Genomic DNA, 21,944 nt, shown 5'->3' with positions numbered 1-21,944 from the left:
CAAAGATCAACCACTTGCAGTCCGTTTCTCGAACCGCTCCGAAGCATTTCGCCCCGGGTGAGCCGCACATTCTACATCGATCTTCCACCTCGTCAACACCTGCGCGAATTGTTTTTTCGCTTCGTCGTGGCGGGGTGCAACCCTCGAAACAGCGGCTGTTCGTCGAGGGGCATGAATCATAGCGCCGCGGTGGCCGGCTGTGAAGTAGATGCGGACGAATTTCTCTCTTCATGCCGCCCATTCTGCCGTGCGGGACCCGCCGGACCTGGACGGAGGGCAGCAGAGATCTCATGGATGCACCGCATGCCGGGCTGATAAGGAACGAGTCGATGGCAGGCCAGTGCTTCGGCCAGCGCCCAGTCGTCCTCGAACGGGATGAACTGCTTCATGTCGTGCTCCTGGAACGAGCGCCCGCACAGGCGCAGGAGCATCACATCATTGGAAACGGCCGCAGCCATGGCGCCATCGGGCAATGGCCGGGCGCATTGGGACCGAAATCAGTCGACCTCGATCATCTCGAAATCGTCCTTGGTCGCGCCGCAGTCCGGGCACGTCCACGTGTCGGGCACATCCTCCCAGCGCGTACCCGGGGCGATGCCCTCTTCTGGCAAGCCAAGAGCCTCGTCATAGATGAAGCCGCATACGACGCACATCCATTTGCGTGATGCCGATTCGGTGCTGCCCTGGGTCATTACATGTCTCGTACTGGAAAGTGGGCGGCCATTCTCGCAACTCGCAGGCCCGGGCGAAAGGCGCACGCGGCGGTGGCGATGATCGGGCATCATGCCGAGCGCATGAGCACACTCCCACGAAACGGCATCTACGCCATCACCGATGGCCAACCGCATCGCCTGCTCGCACGCACTGAGCAGGCGTTGGCCGGCGGCGTCGCCATGATCCAGTACCGGGACCTGGGCGACGACCATCCGCGCCGCTTCGCCGAGGCCACGGCGCTGGCGGTGCTGTGCGCCCGCTACGGTCGCCCCCTGATCATCGACCACGACATCGCACTCGCGCAGGCTGTCGGTGCGGCAGGTGTGCATCTGGGCCAGGCCGAAGGGGACCCGGCGGCGGCGCGTGCCGTGCTCGGATCGCAATCGATCGTCGGCATGTCCTGCTACGCCTCGACCGAACTCGCAGTCGCCGCAGCACGGGCCGGCGCGAGCTACGTCTCGTTTGGCGCTTTCTTTCCCTCTCCCACCAAACCGCAAGCCGGCCGCGCGCGCCTGGAACTGCTGCGGCAGACGGCCACACTTGGCATTGCCCGGGTGGCGATCGGCGGAATCACGCCGGACAATGGGCGGTCATTGGTCGACGCCGGCGCCGACTTCATCGCGACGGTATCGGCCGTTTTTGGCGCCCACGACACGCGCGCCGCCGCGGCGAACCTGGCCGCACTCTTCACCGCCTGACCCGGAAACATATCGGATGAACAACCACGAGCTCTTCCAGCGCGCCCGCCAGCTGATGCCCGGCGGCGTGAATTCCCCGGTGCGCGCGTTCAAGTCGGTGGGCGGCGAGCCGTTCTTCACCGCGCGCGCCGACGGCCCGTATCTGTGGGACGTCGAAGGCAAGCGCTATATCGACTACATCGGCTCGTGGGGGCCGATGATCGCCGGTCACAATCACCCCGCCGTGCGTGAGGCGGTGGAGCGCGCGATCCGCAACGGCCTGTCGTTCGGCACGCCCTGCCCGGCCGAGGTCACGATGGCAGAGACGCTGACGCGCCTGGTTCCCTCGATCGAGATGGTGCGCATGGTGAACTCCGGCACCGAAGCGACCATGTCGGCGATCCGGCTGGCCCGCGGTGCCACTGGCCGCAGCAAGATCGTGAAGTTCGAGGGCTGCTACCACGGCCACGGCGACAGCTTCTTGGTGAAGGCCGGCTCGGGCGCATTGACCTTCGGCGTGCCGACCTCGCCGGGGGTGCCCAAGCAGAACGCCGACCTTACGCTGACCCTTCCCTACAACGACCTCGACACGGCGAAGACGCTATTCGCCGAACAGGGCGAGGAGATCGCCGGCCTGATCATCGAGCCGGTGGCCGGCAACATGAATTGCATCCTACCCCGCGAGGGTTACCTGCAGGGCCTGCGTGAACTGTGCGACGCCCACGGCGCGCTGCTCATCTTCGACGAAGTGATGACCGGCTTTCGCGTGGCGCTGGGCGGCGCGCAGGCGCATTACGGCGTGCGCCCGGACCTCACCACGTTCGGCAAGATCATCGGCGGCGGCATGCCGGTGGGCGCCTACGGCGGTCGACGCGATCTGATGGAACAGGTGGCGCCTTCCGGTCCCATCTATCAAGCCGGCACGCTGAGCGGCAATCCGGTGGCGATGGCCGCCGGCCTGGCAATGCTGGAGCTGGTGCAGGCCCCCGGCTTCCACGACACGCTCGCCAGCCACACCCGCCTGCTGTGCGATGGGCTGCAGGCGATCGCCGATAGCGAGGGCGTACCGTTCAGCACGACCCGTGTCGGCGGCATGTTCGGCCTATTCTTCACGGCCGAAAAGGTGGAGACCTTCGCGCAGGCCACGGCAGTCGATACGGCGATGTTCAACCGTTTCTTCCACGGCATGCTGACCCGCGGCGTCTACCTCGCACCGTCGGCATTCGAGGCCGGCTTCATGTCCAGTGCGCATAGCGACCAGGACATCGCCGACACCTTGCAGGCCGCGCGCGAAGCACTGCGCGACGCCCGCGCCGCCTGAGCGGGCTTACCAGCTGCCGGTATTGGGCATGGATGCCCATGGCTCGACCGGTGCCAGCGCCTCGCCCGCCTGCAGCAGCTCCACCGAGATCAGGTCGGGCGAACGCACGAAGGCCATGTGGCCGTCGCGCGGCGGGCCAGGTATTTCATCGGGACGTCTCCGCCGCCGCATTCGCGGGTCGCACGAAATCCAGCAGTGCCGCGCGCAGGCGCAGCAGCCCCTGAGCCACATCCTCATCGCTCAAGGTGAGCGGCGGCACGAAACGCAGCACGTCCGGCCCGGCCTGCAGCAACAGCAGGCCATGTGCGGCGGCGTGATCGAGCACCTCGCCCGCGCGCCCTTTCCAGGCGTCGGCCAGCACCGCGCCGATCATCAGGCCGCGACCGCGCACCTCGGCAAACAGGCCGAGCTCGGCATGGATCGCCGCCAGGCCCTTGCGCAGGTCGTTCGCCTGGCGCTCCACGTTCAACAGCACTTCGGGCGAGGCCAGCTTGGCCAATGCCACGCGAGCCACCGCCGCACCCATCGGGTTGCCGCCGAACGTGGTGCCGTGGGCGCCGAACTGCATCACCTCGGCCACCTTCGGCCCGGCCAGCATGGCGCCGATCGGAAAGCCGCAGCCCAGCGCCTTGGCCAGCGTGACGATGTCCGGCGCCGCGTGATCCTGCACGTGCGCGAACAGCGTGCCGGTGCGCCCCATGCCGCACTGGATCTCGTCCAGCACCAGCAGCGCGTCGTGCGCATCGCAGAGCTCGCGCACGCGGCGGATGAAGCCGGGTGCGGCCGGCAGCACGCCGCCCTCGCCCTGCACGGGTTCGAGCATCACGGCGGCAACGTCGCCTTCGGCGAAGGTCGCCTCCAGCGCAGCGACATCGTTGAAATCCAGATAGCGGAAGCCGGCGGGCAGCGGCTCGTAGCCTTGCTGGTATTTCGGCTGCGCCGTGGCGGTGGCGGTCGCCAGCGTGCGCCCGTGGAAAGACCCGCGGAACGTGATGATGGTGCGGCGCTCCGGCCCGCGCCCCTTCGAGGCGGCCCATTTGCGCACCAGCTTGATCGCCGCCTCGTTGGCCTCGGCGCCGGAGTTGCAGAAGAACACGCGCTCGGCGAAGCCCGATGCGCGCACCAGCTCTTCGGCCAGCCGCAGCGGCGGCTCGGTATAGAACACGTTGGAGCTGTGCCAGAGCTTGCCTGCCTGCGTCATGAGCGCGGCGACGAGATCCGGGTCGGCATGGCCCAGCGCATTCACCGCGATGCCGGCGCCGAAATCGATGTATTCGCGTCCCTCGGTATCCCACACCCGCGCGCCATGGCCGTGATCGAGCACCAGTTCGCGCGGCTTGTACACCGGCAGCCAATAGCGTTTGCCGAGTTCGATCAGAGAGGGATGAGCGTGCATGGACGATCCGACGGGCGCAACGAGGGCGCCGGTTGCAGGTGGGGATGGGCCGTCATCGTAAGTCCAAGCCTGCTGCTTTGCATCACGGCGGATCAGCGCCCTTTGCATTGCGGTGTAAACACCCCCGGCCCTGTATCACGCCTGTTACATCTGCCGAAAGGTGCCTTGAAACCGTTGCGCGGACTCGCTTCCAGGCAGGATGGGCCGGTGGTGGCGCTGTAAACCCTGTGACATCCCGACTCGTGCCCGAGCAGGGGCGAAAGCCTGCAAGCCGCGCCACTGCGCCAGTCTTCGGCGATGGCACAGCGTTTGCTGTTCCCTGGGTCCGCACCGAGGGGAAACGGCATGTCATTTCATCCGAACATCGTCCATGGCAGGCACGCCGGCTGCGGCATCGCCGTTTTGACCACCGCATGCCTGGCGCTGCCGGCACTGGCCGTCGCCGCCGATGCGCATCGGGCAGTACAGGCCGGGCCGGGTGAGATCGTCATGCTGCGCAACGTCGCCACGCGTCCGGCCTATCGCCCGGGACCGCCCGGCATGGCCCTGATCGTGAACCCGTCGCCCAGGCACGAAATCGACAGTGCGCTGGGCACCGGCGAACTCTCGGACGCCGACTACGCCAGTCTCGATGCTTCGCCGGCTGGCGGACATGGCCAAACCACGGAAGAGCGCATGATCGGCACCGCCCTGAACGGTGCGCTCGGCAGCGGCGCCGCTGGACGCGGTGAAGTCGCATCCCATGGCGTAGGCCAGGTGATGGCCGGTCCGATGGGCACCGTCGGCGACACCACCCGTGGCATCGGCAACCAGGTGCAGGGAGCGCTCTCGGCACTCCCCGGCATGACGGCCCTGCCGGCGGCGGGGCACTGACGCCGTGCGCATCCTGGTCGCCCTGCTCCTGTGCATGCTTGCCGCGACGCCCGTGCGCGCCGGCGACGACGACTACGTCGCGCTACTGGGTTATCTCGCCAATAGCCGCATCGACGGCAATGCCCTGCGCGGCGCCACCGGCGCCAGCGCGGTGAACCTGTCGGCGGGCGACATGAACCAGCAGGCCAACCTGCGCGCGTTCGCCGCCGGCGGATCGGCACAGCTCCAGGCCGTGCAGTGGCAGAACGACAACCGGATCGACCGGCCCCGCGCGGCAAGCGCCAGCATCGGCGGCAACGCCTATGTCGATGGCAGCGGCCTGGCCTCGATCAACCAGGCCAGCGGCAGCGGCAACGCCCAGCTCAATGCGGTGGCGGCGGAGCTGGCTTCTCAGGGAATACGCGAAACGACGGACGGCGCGCTGTCTGCCGTCGTCTCCGCGTCGGCAGGGGGGCAGCAGGCGGGCAATGCCGTTGCGTCCGGCGACTCCACGCGCAGCGTCGCGGTGGAGTCGTCGGCGATGCGGGGTTACCAGGGCGTGCTGCAACTCAATCAGGCCGCGGGTTCGGGCAATGCCACGAGCAATCAGTTCGTGCTCTCGCTGCCCCCCACACCGCGGTAATACAACGCAACGTCAGGAGAGATGACACCATGAACACGACCATCAGGAAATCGCTGCTCGCCCTCGCCATCACGACGCTGTTCGGTTCGGTGACGGCATACGCCCAGGAAGGCAGCCCCGATCCCCACGCCAGCGGCACGAGCGTGAAGTTCAACAAGAAAGTGAAGCTAAACTCGGACATCACCGTGTCCGGCGATCCGACCGTGCGCGGTCGCATCGACATCGACTCGGCGGCCATCGCCATCGTCGACAATGCGCAGGCCAACGGTGCCAACCAGGCCAGCAACACCAACCTGAGCAACAGCGCCTCGGCCGCCGACAACGTCGCCAAGGGCGCGTCGGGCAATATCGGCGTGAACATCGGCGCTGGCGACAACAACCAGCAGGACAACGCCGCCGCGCTTTCGGCCACGGATGCCAGCTTCGCCTTCGGCATGGCCGACGGCGAGGTGTTCGTGAACCAGCAGGGTGCGTTCAACGAGACCATGAACGCCGGCGTCACCAACGCGGCCGGCCTGGGTGGCAACGCGTTCCAGAACGCCTCGGGCAACCTCGGCGTGAACGTCACCTCCGGCAACAACAACCAGCAGAAGAACGCGATGGCCGCCTCGGTCGCCACCACGCGCTTCGCGCAGGCCACGGTCTCGTCCAACCAGGCGTCGGGCCACAACGCGGTAAGCAATGCCGGCTACGTGCAGCAGTACAACGACACCGTGGACGTGTCGATGAGCGGCAACGTGAGCGGCTATTCGCTGGGCTTTGGCAGCGGCGGCTACGCGGGATCGTCGCAAGGCAGCTATTCCGGCACCACGTCGTCGACGATCGCCGGCAACGCCGACCAGATCGGCAACGTGTATCCGGACATGTGGACCGGCAACAGCCACCCGAATGGCACCCAGACTGGCCACTTCGACCTCGACACCCAGACCCAGGGCGGCTCCGACCTCAACGGCGACGGCGGGGCGCTGGCCTTTGGCATCAATGCCTCGGGGGACGGTCGCGAGAGCGGCAGCACCAGTTCGCGCGAAAGCGGCGGCCTCGGCTTCGTCGAGCTGTCGGCGAACAGCCTGTACGCCGACCTCAGCGGCTCGGTGGTGACCACCCGCTGGGTGATCAACGACGCCACCAACACCGCCAGCCTCAGCGGCAGCGCGTTCCAGAACGCCTCCGGCAACATCGGCATCAACGTGTCTGCCGGCACCGGCAACCAGCAGGCCAACAGCCTGGCGATGGCCGTGGCACAACCGAGCACCGGCGGCACGCCGCCCGCCGGCGGCGAGTAAGCGGAGCATGCACGGCTGCCATGAGGGCGGCCGACGTGGGCGGTGACCCGGAAGGAATCCGGGTTGCCTGACGGAACCCCCGGCCCGTCCCCTGCGGGCCGGGGGACTTCCTCTGGATGGGAGTCACGATGCGCTGCCGGACCATTCCACTGATTGCGTTGCCGCTCCTGCTGACCCCCCCTGCCGGACAGGCTGGCGAGGTGCGCTTCGATGGCGTGCTGCCCAACGGCGCGCCCTACATGCGCCGAGTGGAAAGCATGCAGGAGGGGCGCTACCGCAACATGGTGCGCCAGCACACCGACTACAGCTGCGGCGCGGCGGCACTCGCCACCGTGCTGCGCTACGCCTACCACCTCGACGTGGACGAGACCACGGTGATCCAGGGAATGATGGGCGTGGCCGACGAGGCGGTCGTGAAGCAGCGCGGGTTCTCCCTGCTCGACATCAAGCGCTACGTGGAGTCGCTCGGCATGCGCGGTCGCGGCTACCGCATCAACGAGGCGCGCCTGCGCAGCCTGCGCGTGCCGGGTCTGGTGCTGATGGATGTACGCGGCTTTCGTCATTTCGTGGTGCTCAAGCAGGTCCGCGGCGACACCGTGGAACTGGCCGACCCCATGCTCGGCAACCGTTCGATGGCGCTGCCGGAGTTTCTGGCAGCGTGGCCATCACGGGCCGTGTTCGTGGTGATCGGCAACGACTTCGATCGCAACACCGTTCTGCTCCAACCCACCGGTCAGGCCAGCGCCCGCGCGCTGTTCGCGCGGCAGGGCCCGATCACCGACGCCGAATTGCTCGACTTCGGCTTCAGTCACGCAGACCTGTTCTAGGCAAGGAACCTGGCAGCGATGCATACATTGCACGGACCGGCATCATGAAACACACACGACTCTTCGTGCTCGGCGCCAGCGCGCTGGCACTGGGCCAATGGGCCAATACGGCAAGAGCCGCTGACCAGCCCGGCAGCGGCCTGGAGGAGATCTCCGACACCGAGCTGGGCAACATGCGCGGCCGCTATACCGTCGGCAACGACACCGTCGCCTGGTTCGGCGTCACGATGATTTCCACCTGGCAGACCCCGACCGGCCAGATACTCGAAGGCACCCTCGCGTTGTCGATGGACTTCACGCACAACCAGCCGACGGTGAGCTTCGTGCCCACGGTCAGCATCACGCATGTGGATGCACCGCCACTGCCGACGCCCGCGGCCGACCCCGCGCGGCATGTCGATGCAAGCGGCCTGGCCAACGTCGCCGGCGTGGTGCAGAGCGTGCAGGTCGCCGGCGACAGCAACCTCGCAGGCAACGTCACCCGGCTGACGGTGCATGACGGCACCGCGCCCCCTGCGCAGGACGGTTCGTCAGGGCCGGACATGGCCAGCGCCTACGCCGACGGCAGCAGTGCCGTGGCCAGCTTCGACGGCAGCAGCGCCAGCGTCCTGCTCACCATCGACGGACAGGGCACGGTGTCGCAATGGATCCGCAACGGCAGCGTGGGCCAGAGCGTGCAACTGGCAACCGATAGTCAATGGGTCAGCAATCGCATGGAGATCGACCTGATCCGGCAGTCCGTTGCACACGGCACGCAGTTGGCCCAGAACGTGGCGCAATCGGTCGCCCTTGCCCGGGGCATCGGTCTGCGCTGAATCCGTCGCCGAGCGATCGGCTCAGGGGAGACATTCCATGGACAAGACCCTCCTGGCCAGCGCCGCGTCGTGCGCACTGGCCTTCGCCCCCGCCCTGCACGCGCAGGACATCGGCACCACGACCAGTCCGAAAGACCAGGCGGACGTCACCGCGCTGGCCAGCCAGCTGCAGGCGCTCAAGAGCAGCTACGCCCGGGAAGTGCGACGCCTGCGCGAGCTGGACATGCAGGTACAGGCGCTGCAGGCGCGGTTGCAGGGCAAGGTACCCGCGAACACGTTGCCGTCCGAACCGGTGGCAGCCGGGGCACAGTCAATGGCCGCTGCCGGGGCCGATCATTCCGCCCCGCGCGGGTCGTCGGACCATCCCGCCAGCGAAGCGGGTTCACCGGCCGAGGCGGCACAAGCCAGGCCGACCCGCAGCATCCAGGATGCGCTGCTGCAGGAGCACGCCGTGTTCGACCGCAAGCTGACCATCGAGAACGGCATCACTTACAGCCGCTACGACCGCAAGCAACTCACGCTCAACGGCTTCCTGGCGCTGGACGCGATCTTCCTCGGCAACATCGCCATCGAGAACGTCGAATCCGACTCGCTCACCTACAACCTCGCCGCCCGTTACGGCATCAATCCACGCTGGACGCTGAACCTGGACGTGCCTTACCTCGGTCGCAAGACGGTCTACCAGAAAGGTGGCGCCGGAGGTTCGGCGGCAGCCATCGCCGAGGAGCAGACGACCGGCAGCGGCATCGGCGACGTCAGCCTAAGCGCCAATTACAAGCTGTTCGCCGAAACCGGCGCCGTTCCCGATACGGTGCTGACCTTCGGCGTCACGGCACCCACCGGCCGGGCGCCCTACGGCATCGACTGGAAAGTCATCGAGCGCGACAACGACCAGTACATCCGCTTTGCCGTGCCCGAGAAACAACCCACCGGCAATGGCCTGTGGCAGGCGAACATCGGCGCCTCGGTGGTCAAGACCATGGACCCCGCGATCATCTTCGCCAACCTGGGATACATCCATGCGTTCCCGCGCAGCTTCGGCGACATCGATACCGATCCGCAGACGCGCAACCCGGGCCGCGTGAAGCTGGGCAACGCGTACTACTTCGGCGCCGGCGTGGCGTTTGCCTTCAACGAGCGCACCAGCCTGAGCCTGTCGTTCAGCGACAAGCTCAGCGCCAAGGCGTCGCTGCGCAACAAGGACACGCCGTGGACCAAGGTCATCGGCAGCGATGCCAATGCCGCCGCGTTCAACATGGGCGTCACCTACGCGCTCAACCAGCGCACCACCATGGTGACCCTGCTCGGCATCGGTCTCACGCCGGACGCGCCGGACTACACCATCACCTTCAAGGTGCCCTACATGTTCTGAGGCGGATGTTGCCCGCCGGCAGGCGGCGCCGCGCCCGCGCCCGCGCCAAAGCGCTGGCCGCGCGCCTCAGCGCAGTTCGTCAAGGGCCAGACGATGCTTCTTGCACAGGCGGTACACCGTGACGCGCGAGATGCGCAGACGCCGCGCGCACTCGCTGATGTTGAAGCGGCTCTCGCGAAGGCAGGTCATGATGGCCTCGCGCTCGGCCGCGACGCGCGCCGCCCCCAGCGCCGCCGTGGCACCGGTGCCGGCACCCGGTGTCCGCAGGTCCAGGTCGGCCGGACCGATCAGGGCGTCCTCGGCCACCACGGCCGCCCGCTGCACGCGATTGATCAACTCGCGCACGTTGCCCGGCCAGCTGAAACATCGCATCGCCGCGCGTGCGCCGGCACTGAAGCCGCGCGCGCGGCACGCGTGGTGTTCACGGAAACGGTCGAGGAAATGCTGGGCGAGCAGCTCTACGTCGTCCTCACGCTCGCGCAGCGGCGGCATCGCCAGGCGCAGCACGTTGAGGCGATAGTAGAGGTCCTGACGGAAACGGCCAGCCGCCACCGCCTGTTCGAGATCGACATGCGTGGCGGCGACGACCCGGGCATCGGCGCGAATGCACTGGCTCGACCCCAGTCGCTCGATCGTGCCTTCCTGCAGGAAACGCAGCAGGCTGGTCTGTGCATCCAACGGCAGATCGCCGATCTCGTCCAGGAACACCGTGCCGCCCGCCGCACGCTCGATGTGTCCGATCCGGCGGGCGTTGGCGCCAGTGAAGGCGCCACGCTCATGCCCGAACAGCTCCGTCTGCACCAGGTTCACCGGCAATGCGCCGCAGTTGATCGCCACAAACGGCTTGGCACCGCGCACCGACAACTGATGCAGCGCCTTGGCCGCGCCCTCCTTGCCGGTACCGGTCTCGCCGGTGATCAACACCGGCAGGTCCACCGGCGCGAATTTGCGCAGGCGCGAGAGCGCACCCTGCATCGTGGCACTGCGCCCGACGATGCCCTCGAGATCGCCGCCCGGTGCGCGCGACGTTCCGCCCGTGATCCTGCCCAACGTTTCGATCAGACGCCCCAGATCGACCGGCGCGGTGAAGAAATCGATGCTCGCTTGCAGGATGCGCGCCACGCGCGGGGTCTGCGCCGCGGTTCGCGAAGAGACCAGGGCCAGCCAGATCAGGTCCGGATGGACGGCCATCAGATCGCCCATCGCATCGAGGGCGGCCTCGTCACTGTCACGCAGATCCGCCATGGCGACCGCGATGTCGCCATCGCGCACACGCAGTTCACCGTCTTTCGCATGATTCGAGCGCACCGACCAACCCGACCGCGCCAGTGCATCGCGCTCGCCGGCCGACGGCTCACCAAACCAGATTACGCAGCGCCGTGCTGCGACAGATGCCGTCTGCATGCCCATCCCTCCCCCGCAGGCCCCTGCTTCGCGCTGCGCCCCCCCTTGGCGAGCGAAAATGTGATGTAGTTCACAATTGTACGCTCCGAACATGACAGTTGTCGCAACAAATTACGTAGGACCCCCCAGAGCTTCCGAGGAGATATCCCGGCCGACCGGACGCAGGCGGCATGACGTTCGACAGGCCGGCGCGGTGGGTGCGGGGCGCTGGCCAGACCAGCCGTCCGTGCAGGCTTCGCAGTGCAGCATTGACGTGTTGCCCTTGACGACTCGATGCCCAGCACGAGATGAGCCGAACGGGTCCGTCAAAGAAACAGATCCGGCAGCAGCGGCTGGCCCGGCTGCACGGCATAACGGTCCAGATTGCCGACTCCGGCCTCGGCCAGCACCTCGTCATCGATCGCGAAGCGGCCGGTGGCCTCGCGCGCCGGGCGCACCAGCAGCGCATGCGCGGCATCGGCCACGATCTCGGGCGTGCGGCAGTGCTCCGGACGCACGCCGTCGATCATGGCGATCGCCGCGGTGGCGATGACGGTGCGCGGCCACAGCGCGTTGACCGCAATGCCCAGCGGGCGGAACTCCTCGGCCATGCCCAGCACGCACAGGCTCATGCCCATCTTGGCGATGGTGTAGGCGGTGTGCGGCGCGAACCACTTCGGTTCCAGTGTGGGTGGCGGGGCCAGCATCAGCACGTGCGGGTTGGCGGCACGCTTCAGATAGGGCAAGCAGGTCCGGGTGGCGAGAAAGGTGCCGCGCGTGTTGACCTGGTGCATCAGGTCGAAGCGCTTCATCGGCGTGCCTTCCACCCCGGCCAGCCAGATCGCGCTGGCGTTGTTGACCAGGATGTCGATGCCACCGAAGTGGTCCGCCGCGCGGGCCGCCGCCTCGACCACCTGCGCCTCCTCGCGGATGTCCACCTTCAGCGCCAGCGCGCGTCCACCGGCCGCCTCGACCGCTTCGGCGGCACTGTGGATAGTGCCGGGCAGCTTGGGATTGGGCACGCTGCTCTTGGCCGCGATGACCACGTTGGCGCCATCGCGCGCTGCGCGCAGCGCGATGGCCAGCCCGATGCCGCGCGAGGCACCGGTGATGAACAGGGTTTTGCCCGCCAGTGAGCCCACGGCGCCGCTCCTTGGGATGCTCTTGTGAGGGAAAACGGCGAGTGTAGCGCCGCGTCCCGCGGTCGCCGGATCAGGGACGCTGGAAGCGCGGAAGAATGTCGCGCAGTTCGGCCAGCCGCTGCACCGGATCGGTCAGTTCGAGCAGGGCCTGGCGCTCGCCGTTGGCCAGCGGCAGCAGTTCGGCCATGCGGAAACCCAGCCAGCTGGCGTCGTCATAAGCACTGCGCGGCGCATCGCGCCAGTGCGGCCCGAGCGTCTCCACCAGGCGTTCCAGGATGGTCTGCAGCAAGCCGAACTCCGGTGGCACGTCCATCGGCGGCTCGTCCGGCCACAGCTGCACCTCGCCGCGCAGCAGGCCGTCGGCCAGCACGCGGGTGCGCTCGACGCGGAAGCGCGCGCCACCGTGCGCCACGATGCCCAGCAAGCCTTCGCCGGTGTTGTGGAAATCGGTGATCGTGGCTACCGTGCCCACCGCCGCGGGCAGCGCCGGACCGCCCACCTCGTGGCCGTCCAGGATCAGGCACACGCCGAAGCCGGTGCCCTGGCGGGCGCAGTCGCGCACCATGTCCAGATAGCGCGGCTCGAAGATGCGCAGCGACAGCGGCGCGCCGGGATAGAGCACCGTCGCGAGCGGAAACAGCGGCAGTTCGACGAGCGCAGTGGGTTCGGCCATGGTCGCGAGTCTACCGACGGCTCCGCGCCGATTCAGCCACAGTGCGCGGATGACTGGACGCCAGCGGCGCACTGCCGCACATTGGATGGTCTGAATCGCCCCCGGAGCCAGGGATGTCCGCCCTCGAACTCTCGCCCGCCGCCGCCCTGCCGCCCCTGCCCGCGCGCGACGCCGATGCAGTGCTGCAGGTGTCGCAGCTCTGCAAATCATTTGCCAAGCGCGAGGTATTGCGCGCGCTGGACTGGCGCGTGCCGGCCGGCCGCGTGATCGGCCTGCTCGGCCGCAACGGTGCCGGCAAGACCACCCTGCTGCGCTGCCTGCTCGGCCTGTCGCCGATCGATGGCGGCGAAGTCAGCCTGTTCGGCGCGCCGATGACCGAACCGGGCGGCGAACGCATGCATCGCGTCGGCTTCGTACCGCAGACCTTCGACCTGTTCCCGTGGATGAAGGTGCGCGCCTATCTCGACTTCACCGCCGCCTTCTACGCGCGCTGGAACGCCCCGCTGGCCGACCGCCTGCTCGGCGAATGGCAGCTCGACCCGAAGCAGAAGATCGGCCAGCTCTCGCAGGGCCAGCGGCAGAAGCTGGCGATCGTGCGCGCGATCGCCCCGGAGCCGGACCTGCTGGTGCTGGACGAACCGGTCGCCAGCCTCGATCCGCAGGCGCGCCGCGCCTTCATGGCCGAGCTGCTGGAGCTGATGCGCGCGCCGGGCAAGACGGTGATCTTCTCCACCCACATCACCGCCGACCTGGAGCGCGCCGACGCCGACATCGCCCTGCTGCGCGACGGACGCATCCAGTTCACCCGGCCGCTGGCCGAGCTGCGCAGCCACCTGCGCCGCGTGGTGCTCAGCCGTGCCGCCGGCTGGCCGCAGGCACCGGTCGTCGCCGGCCTGCTCAAGGCCTCGCTGAAGGGCGAGCGCGCCGAGCTGCTGGTGGAAGACCCCACGCTGGACAGCCTCGATGCGCTGGCCGCGCGCGAGCAGGCCACGCTGCAGATCGAGACGCCCACGCTGGAAGACCTGTTCGTGGAGCTGGCATGAAGGCGGTCTGGCAGCTCTCGCTGCAGCTGTGGCGGCGGATGCCGGTACTGGTGGTGCTGGCCGGCGGGCTGTGGATCTGCGGCATGGGCATGCTGGCGTGGTCGGTGCGCGGCGACCAGGCGTTCGCCGGCATCGGCATGAGCCTGGTGTTCTTTGGCGGCTGGTTCTGGCATCTCGGCCAGGGGCAGGTGCTGCACGGGTTGTGTCGGCCGGAGAGTTTCCTGCTGCCGCAGTTCCGGCGCCGGCTGGGCGAGCTGGCCATCGTCGATGTCGCGCTGTGGGTGCTGCTGCCGGCCTTGCTCGCGGCGGTGTGCGGCATGCCATACGTCTGGCTGACGGCGACCGGGTTGCTGCTCGCCGCCGCGATCGGATTGGCCAGCGGCACCGGGCGGCGCGCCGGCGTGCTGATCTGGCTGGTGGCGATCGCCGCCGGCTGGATGCCGCAACTGGCGGCGAAGATCGCGCAGGCCGCGCTGCACTCGCCACTGACGCCCGTGGCGCTGGGGCTCGCGACCGTGCTGATCCTCAAGCTGGTGCTGCGGCCGCTGCTGCGCATCGACGACCGCGAACCGGACGTGTCGCCATTGGAAAGCACCGGACTGAACCGGCTGCAGTCGCCGTCGATGGAAGGCGCGCCACCGCGCGGCGCCATCCACAAGCGCGTCAGCGCGTGGTTCGACGGCATGGCGCAGCGGGCGATGGAACACGCGCTGGCCAGCTACCGCCGCCGCCCCGGCGCGCGCCAGCGCCTGGCACTGATCCGCAGCCTGCTGCTGCCGCACGACAACCCGCCGGCGATCGCGCTGCGCCTCGCGCTGGTGGCGGCAATGGTGACCCTGTACTTCGTGGTCATCCAGCACCGGCCGCACTACCACGCGGCGGTGATCGGCGCGTACGCGGTGCTGCTGTCGCTGAGCCGGTTTCCGCAACTGGGCCGCGGCATGCTGCGCATGCGGCCGAGCCTGGCCGATCTCTATCTGACGCTGGCGCCCGCCACGCGCAGCGACTACCAGAAGACTCTGGTCGACGCGCTGCTGTTGCTGGTGCCGGTAAGCGCGCTCAGCGCGCTGGCCTACACCGCGCTGGGCATCGTGCTGGTACATGCCACCGAACCGGGCCGCATGCTGCTGACCGCCGCGATCGTCGCCGTGGCCGGCAGCCTGGTGGCGCTGGCGGTGCACCTGATCGGACCGGAAGGCAGCCTCGGCCGCGGACTGGTCAACCTCGTGGTGGTGCTCGGCGCGATGGCCACGTACTGGGGCGGCTACGTGCTGCTCGGCGCGCTGGGCCTCGGCATCGGCGGTGCGTTGCTGGCACTGCTGACGATCAGCTTCGGCTTCGGCGTGTGGTTCGCGGCGCAGCGCGAATACCAGCGCCGCCCACCCTGCTTCGACGCGCCGCTGGCCTGAGCCAACGTTGGATCAACCAGCGTGCAGCGCCTCGGCGAAGCGCCGCGGCGCAGCCTCGAAGCCGCCGTTGGACATGAACACCACGTGGTCGCCGGGGCGCACCCGCGCGCGCAGCGCCTCGATCAGCGCCCCCACCGACGGCACGGTGGTGCCGCGTCCGGCCAGTGCGCCGGTGACCTTCTGCGCATCCCACGGCAGCTCGGGCCGATGCAGGAACACCACCGCGTCGGCCGCCGCCAGCGACGGCGCCAGACCCTCGGCATGGGCGCCCAGTCGCATGGAATTGGAGCGCGGCTCCAGCGCCACCAGGATGCGCGCGTCGCCGACCCTGGCGCGCAGTCCGGCCAGCGTGGTGGCGATCGCCGTGGGGTGATGGGCAAAGTCGTCGTACACGGTGATGCCGCCGACCGCCGCCACCTGCTCCATGCGCCGCGCGGCGCTGCGAAAATCCGCGAACGCCGGCAACAGCGCCGCCGGATCGGCACCGGCCGCCGCGGCCGCGGCGAGCGCGGCCAGCGCGTTCATCACGTTGTGGTGGCCCAGCAGCGGCCAGTGGATCTCGCCCAATCGCCGACCGCGCAGACTTACCGCGAAGCGCGTGCCATCCGCCGCGCTCAGCTCGGCCTGCCAGTCGCCCCGGCCGATGCCGAAGGTTTCCACCGGCGTCCAGCAACCCATCGCCAGCACCTCGCCGAGGTACGCGTCGTGCGCGTTGACGATCAGCCGGCCGCTGCCCGGCACCGTGCGCACCAGGTGATGGAACTGGCGCTGGATCGCCGCCACGTCGGGGAAGATGTCCGCATGGTCGTACTCCAGGTTGTTGAGGATGGCGATGCGCGGGCGGTAGTGCACGAACTTCGAGCGCTTGTCGAAGAACGCGGTGTCGTACTCGTCCGCCTCGATCACGAACGGCTTGCCGCTGCCCAGTCGCGCCGACACGCCGAAGTTGCCCGGCACGCCGCCGACCAGGAAACCCGGCGCCATGCCCGCGCTTTCGAGCAGGTGCGCGAGCAGGCTGGTAGTGGTGGTCTTGCCGTGGGTGCCGGCCACCGCCAGCACCTCGCGTCCGGGCAGCAGCGTCTCGCCCAGCCACTGCGGACCGGAGACATAGGGCAACTGCGCGTCGAGCATGTATTCGATGGCCGGATTGCCGCGGGTCATCGCGTTGCCCACCACTACCCGATCCGGTGCCGGCTGCAGGTGTGCGGCCGCGTAGCCCTCCATCAGTCCGATACCCAACGCCTCCAACTGCGTGCTCATTGGCGGATAGACGCTGGCGTCGCTGCCCTCCACGGTGTGGCCAAGCTCGCGCGCGAGCGCCGCCACGCCGCCCATGAAGGTGCCGCAGATGCCGAGGATGTGCAGACGCATGGAAAGTCCTTGCTGGGTGTTGCGCGCCAGCGGCGCTCGATGGAATGGGCAGTATCGCCCGCCGCAAACGACAACGGCAGCGCAAGGCGCTGCCGTTGTGAAACGGTAGAGTGCTTCGGCGTGCGATCAGCCGCTGGCTACCGCCGAGTCGCCGGTCAACGCCCGCTTCACCCTGGCCGTGACTTCGTCGAGGTCGCCCTCACCGTCGACCACCTGCAGCTTGCCGCGGCGCGCGTAGAAATCGGCCACCGGCGCGGTCTGTTCGGCGTAGACGCCCAGGCGGCGGCGCACCGTGTCGGGGTTGTCGTCAGCGCGACCCTCGGCCGCAAAGCGCAGCTCGCAGCGTTCGATGATCGCCCGGTTCGGTACTTCCAGCTTCACCACGGCATCGAGCGGCTGGCCGATCTTGGCCAGCAGTTCGTCCAGCGCGGAGGCCTGGGTCAGGTTGCGCGGGTAGCCGTCGAGGATGAAGCCGTTGCGTGCGTCCTCTTGCGCGAGGCGCTCTTCGAGCATGCCCAAAAGAATGTCGTCGGACACCAGCTGCCCGGCATCCATCACCGCCTTGGCCTTCATGCCCAGCGGCGTGCCGGCGGCCACGGCGGCGCGCAGCATGTCCCCGGTGGAGATATGGGGAACGCCGAGCTCGGCCTTGAGTCGAGTGGCCTGGGTGCCCTTGCCCGAGCCGGGCGCGCCGAGTAGCACGAGTCGCATAATGCTCCACACCATCCGCGTCGGACCGCACCCTGCGGCGCTACGCTGGATTCATCAAAATGACGATCAAAGTAGCGTCTGCATGGGGGGCCGTCAAACGAAATGGCCCGCATGCATGCGCCAAGTGCCTGTCTCCCCTGCCAAAGTCGGATTGACGCGGCACCCATCCTCCAGGAGAAACGCATGACCCGAGCATCCCGCACGATCGAAGGCCGCCTGCTGTATGCGCAGTCCGGCGGCGTCACCTCGGTGATCAACGCCACTGCGGCCGGCGTGATCGAGGCCGCCCGGGCGCGCGGCGTGAGCGTGTACGCCGCGCGCAACGGCATCCTCGGTGCCCTGCGCGAGGACCTGATCGACACGGCGAAGGAAACCCGCACGGCGATCGCCGCCCTGCGCCACACCCCCGGCGGCGCCTTCGGCAGCTGCCGCTACAAGCTGAAATCGCTGGAGGCGAACCGCGCCGAATACGAGCGACTGATCGACGTGTTCCGCGCGCACGACATCCGCTGGTTCCTCTACAACGGTGGCAACGATTCGGCCGACACCGCGCTGAAGGTGTCCCAGCTGGGCAAGGCGATGGGCTACGACATCCGCTGCATCGGCGTGCCCAAGACGGTGGACAACGACCTGGCCGTCACCGACTGCTGTCCGGGCTTCGGCTCGGTGGCCAAGTACACGGCAATCTCGACGCTGGAGGCGAGCCTGGACGTGGCCTCGATGGCCGAGACCTCCACCAAGGTGTTCATCCTCGAAGTGATGGGCCGCCACGCCGGCTGGATCGCCGCCGCCGCCGGCCTGGCCGGCAACGGGCCGGACCAGGCGCCGCACATCATCCTGTTCCCCGAGAACGCGTTCGATGAAGCCGCCTTCCTGGCCAAGGTGAAGGCGACCGTGGAACGCGTGGGCTGGTGCACGGTGGTGGCGTCCGAAGGCGTGCGCAACGCGCAGGGCCGGTTCCTCGCCGAAGCCGGCACGCGCGATGCCTTTGGCCACAGCCAGCTCGGCGGCGTGGCGCCGATGCTGGCGCAGCTGGTGAAGGACAGGCTCGGCTACAAGTACCACTGGGCGCTGCCCGACTACCTGCAGCGCTCGGCGCGTCACGCGGCCTCCAGGGTCGACGCCGAACAGGCCTACGCGGTGGGCAAGGCGGCGGTCGACTACGCGCTGGCCGGCATGAATGCGGTGATGCCGGTGATCGTGCGCACGTCGGACGCGCCGTATCGCTGGAAGGTCGAGCCCGCACCGCTGGCGAAGATCGCCAACAAGGAAAAGAAGATGCCCAGGTGCTTCATCCGGCGCGACGGCTTCGGCATCACCGAAGCAGCGCGGCGCTACCTCTCGCCGCTGATCGCCGGCGAGGCGCCGCTGCCCTGGCGGCGTGACGGACTTCCTGCTTACGGCAGCCTGAAGCTCGCCGCCGTAGCCAGGCGGCTGCCGTCGCGGACAGAATGAACGAAGCGCTCAGCTTCATGAGCGACTTCTGAAAGGAAATAGCCGCGACAGGCTTTCGATTCAGGGAAGCCATCCTAGGCTGCGCCCGCAACACGCAAAGGGCCGCCGGCCGATCGTCCAAAAGGAGAGGCGCCATGAAACTGATCACCACTGCGCTGATTACCGCCGCCATGCTGACCGGCAGCGGCGTCGCCATGGCCCAGCACCACGATCACGGCGACCATGACCGGCACGACTGGCACGACGACCATGGGCGAGGGCGCGGCCACGATCGTGACCACCACGAGTACGGCCGCTACGACCATAACCACGACCGCTGGCGCGACCACGACGGCCATGGGGTGCCGCCGGGTCACCGCTGGGAGCGTGGCCATCGCTATTACGGGCCGGTGTACGTGGTTCGCGACTACCGCACCTATCGCCTGCGCCCGCCGCCGCGCGGCTATCACTGGGTGCGCGGTGACGATGGCCAGTACCTGCTGATAGCCGTTGCCACCGGCATCATCCTGGACGCCGTGCTGCACTGATCGGCCACGGTCCTGGCGGACCCGCAAGGCGGCGCCGCGAGGCGCCGCCTTTTGTTGTGCCCGCCGCAGCAGGCAACGCCCCGCGTTGCGACGCACAACGGTCCGCGTCACGGCCTCTGCCTATACTCGCCGGGACCGCCCGTTCAGGACGGCCATCTCGGGCGCGTTCGCGAACCGCCCGGCACCACGATGACAACTTCATGGGGAGGTTCCGATGCTGCAGCAGTATGGCGTATGGATCGTATTGGCGTGCGCGGTGGTAGCGATCCTGTATGGCGGTTTCTCGGCGCGCTGGATCATGGCGCAATCGGCGGGCAACGAGCGGATGCGGGAGATTGCCTCGGCGATCCAGGAAGGCGCGCGCGCCTATCTCAACCGCCAGTACACCACCATCGGCGTGGTCGGCGTCGTGCTGTTCGTGGTCATAGGCTTTGCTCTAAAAAACTGGGGCACGGCGATCGGCTTCGCGCTCGGCGCGGTGCTCTCCGGGGCCACCGGCTACATCGGCATGAACGTGTCGGTGCAGGCCAACGTGCGTACCGCCGAGGCAGCACGCAGCGGGCTGGCGGCCGCGATGAACGTGGCGTTCCGCGGCGGTGCCATCACGGGCATGCTGGTGGTCGGCCTGGGCCTGATCGGCGTGGCCGGCTACTACATGGCCCTGCAGCACTTCGGCTACACCGGCGAGCGCGCGCTGCATGCGCTGGTCGGGCTGGCCTTCGGCTCCTCGCTGATCTCGATCTTCGCCCGCCTCGGCGGCGGCATCTTCACCAAGGGCGCGGATGTGGGCGCCGACCTGGTCGGCAAGGTGGAAGCCGGCATTCCCGAGGATGACCCGCGCAACCCGGCGGTGATCGCCGACAACGTGGGCGACAACGTGGGCGACTGCGCCGGCATGGCGGCCGACCTGTTCGAGACCTACGCGGTGACGCTGATCGCCACCATGCTGCTGGGCGGACTGATGACCGCCGAGGCGGGTGTCAACGCGGTGCTCTACCCACTGGTGCTCGGCGGGGTGTCGATCATCGCCTCGATCGTCGGCACGTTCTTCGTGAAGGTGAAGCCCGGCGGCTCGATCATGGGCGCGCTGTACAAGGGCGTGATCGTCTCGGCGGTGCTGGCGGCGGTGGCGTTCTATCCGATCACCACCCAGCTGATGGCCGACACCGCCCACGGCGCGATGAACCTCTACGGTTGCGCGCTGATCGGGCTGGTGCTCACCGGCGCCATCGTGTGGATCACCGAGTACTACACCGGCACGCAGTACAAGCCGGTGCAACACGTGGCGCAGGCCTCCACCACCGGTCACGGCACCAACATCATCGCCGGGCTTGGCGTGTCGATGAAATCCACCGCCATGCCGGTGATCGCGGTGTGCTTCGCGATCTGGGGTGCCTTCGCGCTGGGCGGCCTGTACGGCATTGCCATCGCCGCCACCGCGATGCTGTCGATGGCCGGCATGATCGTGGCGCTGGACGCCTACGGCCCGATCACCGACAACGCCGGCGGCATCGCCGAGATGGCCGATCTGCCGCCGGAAGTGCGCGGCGTCACCGACCCGCTCGACGCGGTGGGCAACACCACCAAGGCGGTGACCAAGGGCTACGCGATCGGTTCGGCCGCGCTGGCCGCGCTGGTGCTGTTCGCCGACTACACGCACAACCTCAACGTCGCCGGCGCGGCGAAGGCGCTCGCCGCGGGCACCACCTACAGCGCCATGCGGTTCGACCTGTCCGACCACATGGTGATCATCGGCCTGCTGATCGGCGGCCTGATTCCCTACCTGTTCGGTGCGATGGCGATGGAGGCGGTGGGCCGTGCGGCCGGCGCGGTGGTGGAAGAAGTGCGCCGCCAGTTCCGCGAGATCGCCGGCATCATGGAGGGCACGGGCAAGCCGGACTACTCGCGCGCGGTCGACATGCTGACCAAGTCGGCGATCAAGGAGATGATCGTGCCCTCGCTGCTGCCGGTCGCCGTACCGGTGGTGGTCGGCCTGCTGCTGGGACCGAAGGCACTGGGCGGCGTGCTGATCGGCACCATCGTCACCGGCCTGTTCGTGGCGATCTCGATGACCACCGGCGGCGGCGCGTGGGACAACGCCAAGAAGTACATCGAGGACGGCCACCACGGCGGCAAGGGCTCGGAAGCGCACAAGGCCGCCGTCACCGGCGATACCGTGGGCGACCCCTACAAGGACACCGCCGGCCCCGCCGTGAACCCGCTGATCAAGATCATCAACATCGTGGCGCTGCTGCTGATTCCGCTGCTCTGACCACTCGGCGCAACCAGTCGGGGCCTGGCTTCGGCGGAACCTTGACGACGCATGCAAG

Annotated in this window: 21 protein-coding genes and 1 pseudogene; 13 read left to right on the top strand and 9 right to left on the bottom strand. The window is 68.4% G+C overall.

The genetic code is table 11. The features are described from left to right. Positions 1–176: 176 nt before the first annotated feature. Both ACO2Q2_RS15945 and ACO2Q2_RS15940 read right to left on the bottom strand, forming a co-directional pair. A complete protein-coding gene (locus ACO2Q2_RS15945) occupies positions 177–389 on the bottom strand; it encodes a hypothetical protein (RefSeq protein WP_423257144.1) in 213 nt (70 codons plus the stop codon). 108 nt (positions 390–497) lie between these two features. Further along, the gene (locus ACO2Q2_RS15940; RefSeq protein WP_423257142.1) at positions 498–692 is read right to left on the bottom strand and encodes a rubredoxin; all 195 of its coding nucleotides are present in this window, start codon (positions 690–692) and stop codon (positions 498–500) included. A gap of 78 nt (positions 693–770) precedes the next feature. On the opposite strand from ACO2Q2_RS15940, the gene thiE reads away from it, so the two are divergent. Both thiE and hemL read left to right on the top strand, forming a co-directional pair. Then, complete coding sequence (gene thiE, locus ACO2Q2_RS15935; protein ID WP_423257154.1) at positions 771–1,412, top strand: thiamine phosphate synthase; 642 nt, start codon at positions 771–773, stop codon at positions 1,410–1,412. A 16-nt stretch (positions 1,413–1,428) separates the two neighbouring features. After that, complete coding sequence (gene hemL, locus ACO2Q2_RS15930) at positions 1,429–2,712, top strand: glutamate-1-semialdehyde 2,1-aminomutase (RefSeq protein ID WP_423257140.1); 1,284 nt, start codon at positions 1,429–1,431, stop codon at positions 2,710–2,712. Positions 2,713–2,718: 6 nt separating this feature from the next. Here hemL and ACO2Q2_RS15925 read toward each other — a convergent pair. Both ACO2Q2_RS15925 and ACO2Q2_RS15920 read right to left on the bottom strand, forming a co-directional pair. Then, positions 2,719–2,847 (bottom strand): annotated as a pseudogene (locus ACO2Q2_RS15925) (lactoylglutathione lyase); the annotation flags it as partial. Between the two features lie 10 nt (positions 2,848–2,857). Beyond that, positions 2,858–4,108: an acetylornithine/succinylornithine family transaminase gene (locus ACO2Q2_RS15920; protein ID WP_423257138.1), complete on the bottom strand. Its 1,251-nt coding sequence runs from the start codon at positions 4,106–4,108 to the stop codon at positions 2,858–2,860. Positions 4,109–4,405: 297 nt separating this feature from the next. Here ACO2Q2_RS15920 and ACO2Q2_RS15915 point away from each other — a divergent pair, with 297 nt between their 5' ends. The 6 genes from ACO2Q2_RS15915 (at position 4,406) to ACO2Q2_RS15890 (ending at position 9,900) form a co-directional block, all read left to right on the top strand. Continuing rightward, positions 4,406–4,981 carry a hypothetical protein gene (locus tag ACO2Q2_RS15915; RefSeq protein WP_423257136.1) on the top strand — a complete coding sequence of 192 codons (576 nt, stop codon included), beginning with the start codon at positions 4,406–4,408 and terminating at the stop codon, positions 4,979–4,981. A gap of 34 nt (positions 4,982–5,015) precedes the next feature. After that, on the top strand, positions 5,016–5,603 hold the full coding sequence (locus tag ACO2Q2_RS15910; protein WP_423257152.1) for a hypothetical protein: 588 nt from the start codon (positions 5,016–5,018) through the stop codon (positions 5,601–5,603). A gap of 29 nt (positions 5,604–5,632) precedes the next feature. After that, on the top strand, positions 5,633–6,886 hold the full coding sequence (locus ACO2Q2_RS15905) for an adhesin (RefSeq protein WP_423257134.1): 1,254 nt from the start codon (positions 5,633–5,635) through the stop codon (positions 6,884–6,886). A gap of 128 nt (positions 6,887–7,014) precedes the next feature. Next, positions 7,015–7,713, top strand: a complete 699-nt coding sequence (locus ACO2Q2_RS15900) for a C39 family peptidase (protein ID WP_423257132.1) — start codon at positions 7,015–7,017, stop codon at positions 7,711–7,713. A gap of 44 nt (positions 7,714–7,757) precedes the next feature. Continuing rightward, on the top strand, positions 7,758–8,528 hold the full coding sequence (locus ACO2Q2_RS15895; RefSeq protein WP_423257130.1) for a hypothetical protein: 771 nt from the start codon (positions 7,758–7,760) through the stop codon (positions 8,526–8,528). A gap of 37 nt (positions 8,529–8,565) precedes the next feature. After that, positions 8,566–9,900 (top strand): hypothetical protein, encoded by a 1,335-nt coding sequence (locus ACO2Q2_RS15890; protein WP_423257128.1) that lies wholly within the window; start codon positions 8,566–8,568, stop codon positions 9,898–9,900. 66 nt (positions 9,901–9,966) lie between these two features. Here ACO2Q2_RS15890 and ACO2Q2_RS15885 read toward each other — a convergent pair whose 3' ends face one another. The 3 genes from ACO2Q2_RS15885 to ACO2Q2_RS15875 form a co-directional block, all read right to left on the bottom strand. Continuing rightward, complete coding sequence (locus tag ACO2Q2_RS15885; protein WP_423257126.1) at positions 9,967–11,304, bottom strand: sigma 54-interacting transcriptional regulator; 1,338 nt, start codon at positions 11,302–11,304, stop codon at positions 9,967–9,969. Between the two features lie 305 nt (positions 11,305–11,609). Continuing rightward, positions 11,610–12,425, bottom strand: a complete 816-nt coding sequence (locus ACO2Q2_RS15880) for an SDR family oxidoreductase (RefSeq protein ID WP_423257124.1) — start codon at positions 12,423–12,425, stop codon at positions 11,610–11,612. A 70-nt stretch (positions 12,426–12,495) separates the two neighbouring features. Beyond that, entirely contained in the window at positions 12,496–13,098 is a 603-nt protein-coding gene (locus tag ACO2Q2_RS15875; protein WP_423257122.1) for an LON peptidase substrate-binding domain-containing protein, read from the bottom strand. A gap of 113 nt (positions 13,099–13,211) precedes the next feature. On the opposite strand from ACO2Q2_RS15875, the gene ACO2Q2_RS15870 reads away from it, so the two are divergent. Next, complete coding sequence (locus ACO2Q2_RS15870) at positions 13,212–14,141, top strand: ABC transporter ATP-binding protein (protein WP_423257120.1); 930 nt, start codon at positions 13,212–13,214, stop codon at positions 14,139–14,141. After that, entirely contained in the window at positions 14,138–15,550 is a 1,413-nt protein-coding gene (locus ACO2Q2_RS15865; protein WP_423257118.1) for a hypothetical protein, read from the top strand. The genes ACO2Q2_RS15870 and ACO2Q2_RS15865 overlap by 4 nt, the downstream gene beginning before the upstream one ends. A gap of 12 nt (positions 15,551–15,562) precedes the next feature. On the opposite strand, the gene mpl is transcribed toward ACO2Q2_RS15865, so the two are convergent. Both mpl and ACO2Q2_RS15855 read right to left on the bottom strand, forming a co-directional pair. Continuing rightward, positions 15,563–16,921: a UDP-N-acetylmuramate:L-alanyl-gamma-D-glutamyl-meso-diaminopimelate ligase gene (gene mpl, locus ACO2Q2_RS15860; RefSeq protein WP_423257116.1), complete on the bottom strand. Its 1,359-nt coding sequence runs from the start codon at positions 16,919–16,921 to the stop codon at positions 15,563–15,565. 126 nt (positions 16,922–17,047) lie between these two features. Beyond that, positions 17,048–17,632 (bottom strand): adenylate kinase, encoded by a 585-nt coding sequence (locus ACO2Q2_RS15855; protein ID WP_423257114.1) that lies wholly within the window; start codon positions 17,630–17,632, stop codon positions 17,048–17,050. Positions 17,633–17,815: 183 nt separating this feature from the next. Between ACO2Q2_RS15855 and ACO2Q2_RS15850 the strand changes: the two genes are divergently transcribed. From ACO2Q2_RS15850 to ACO2Q2_RS15840, 3 genes are all read left to right on the top strand, one after another. Then, a complete protein-coding gene (locus ACO2Q2_RS15850) occupies positions 17,816–19,087 on the top strand; it encodes a 6-phosphofructokinase (protein ID WP_423257112.1) in 1,272 nt (423 codons plus the stop codon). 134 nt (positions 19,088–19,221) lie between these two features. Beyond that, on the top strand, positions 19,222–19,614 hold the full coding sequence (locus ACO2Q2_RS15845; RefSeq protein ID WP_423257110.1) for an RcnB family protein: 393 nt from the start codon (positions 19,222–19,224) through the stop codon (positions 19,612–19,614). A 214-nt stretch (positions 19,615–19,828) separates the two neighbouring features. Then, positions 19,829–21,886, top strand: coding sequence for a sodium-translocating pyrophosphatase (locus tag ACO2Q2_RS15840; protein WP_423257108.1), 2,058 nt, complete (start codon positions 19,829–19,831; stop codon positions 21,884–21,886). Positions 21,887–21,944: the final 58 nt, after the last annotated feature.

The sequence above is a fragment of the Dyella sp. KRB-257 genome, assembly GCF_049445995.1.
Classification (GTDB): domain Bacteria; phylum Pseudomonadota; class Gammaproteobacteria; order Xanthomonadales; family Rhodanobacteraceae; genus Dyella_A.
Note: the sequence above shows the minus strand (reverse complement) of the source record. Positions and strands in the feature narration are given on the sequence as shown.

Bases quoted from the DNA above. Each gene is read 5' to 3' on its own strand.
- ACO2Q2_RS15945 (WP_423257144.1), bottom strand. From the start codon at position 389: ATGAAGCAGTTCATCCCGTTCGAGGACGACTGGGCGCTGGCCGAAGCA.
- ACO2Q2_RS15940 (WP_423257142.1), bottom strand. From the start codon at position 692: ATGACCCAGGGCAGCACCGAATCGGCATCACGCAAATGGATGTGCGTC.
- thiE (WP_423257154.1), top strand. From the start codon at position 771: ATGATCGGGCATCATGCCGAGCGCATGAGCACACTCCCACGAAACGGC.
- hemL (WP_423257140.1), top strand. From the start codon at position 1,429: ATGAACAACCACGAGCTCTTCCAGCGCGCCCGCCAGCTGATGCCCGGC.
- ACO2Q2_RS15920 (WP_423257138.1), bottom strand. From the start codon at position 4,108: ATGCACGCTCATCCCTCTCTGATCGAACTCGGCAAACGCTATTGGCTG.
- ACO2Q2_RS15915 (WP_423257136.1), top strand. From the start codon at position 4,406: ATGGCACAGCGTTTGCTGTTCCCTGGGTCCGCACCGAGGGGAAACGGC.
- ACO2Q2_RS15910 (WP_423257152.1), top strand. From the start codon at position 5,016: ATGCTTGCCGCGACGCCCGTGCGCGCCGGCGACGACGACTACGTCGCG.
- ACO2Q2_RS15905 (WP_423257134.1), top strand. From the start codon at position 5,633: ATGAACACGACCATCAGGAAATCGCTGCTCGCCCTCGCCATCACGACG.
- ACO2Q2_RS15900 (WP_423257132.1), top strand. From the start codon at position 7,015: ATGCGCTGCCGGACCATTCCACTGATTGCGTTGCCGCTCCTGCTGACC.
- ACO2Q2_RS15895 (WP_423257130.1), top strand. From the start codon at position 7,758: ATGAAACACACACGACTCTTCGTGCTCGGCGCCAGCGCGCTGGCACTG.
- ACO2Q2_RS15890 (WP_423257128.1), top strand. From the start codon at position 8,566: ATGGACAAGACCCTCCTGGCCAGCGCCGCGTCGTGCGCACTGGCCTTC.
- ACO2Q2_RS15885 (WP_423257126.1), bottom strand. From the start codon at position 11,304: ATGCAGACGGCATCTGTCGCAGCACGGCGCTGCGTAATCTGGTTTGGT.
- ACO2Q2_RS15875 (WP_423257122.1), bottom strand. From the start codon at position 13,098: ATGGCCGAACCCACTGCGCTCGTCGAACTGCCGCTGTTTCCGCTCGCG.
- ACO2Q2_RS15870 (WP_423257120.1), top strand. From the start codon at position 13,212: ATGTCCGCCCTCGAACTCTCGCCCGCCGCCGCCCTGCCGCCCCTGCCC.
- ACO2Q2_RS15865 (WP_423257118.1), top strand. From the start codon at position 14,138: ATGAAGGCGGTCTGGCAGCTCTCGCTGCAGCTGTGGCGGCGGATGCCG.
- mpl (WP_423257116.1), bottom strand. From the start codon at position 16,921: ATGCGTCTGCACATCCTCGGCATCTGCGGCACCTTCATGGGCGGCGTG.
- ACO2Q2_RS15855 (WP_423257114.1), bottom strand. From the start codon at position 17,632: ATGCGACTCGTGCTACTCGGCGCGCCCGGCTCGGGCAAGGGCACCCAG.
- ACO2Q2_RS15850 (WP_423257112.1), top strand. From the start codon at position 17,816: ATGACCCGAGCATCCCGCACGATCGAAGGCCGCCTGCTGTATGCGCAG.
- ACO2Q2_RS15845 (WP_423257110.1), top strand. From the start codon at position 19,222: ATGAAACTGATCACCACTGCGCTGATTACCGCCGCCATGCTGACCGGC.
- ACO2Q2_RS15840 (WP_423257108.1), top strand. From the start codon at position 19,829: ATGCTGCAGCAGTATGGCGTATGGATCGTATTGGCGTGCGCGGTGGTA.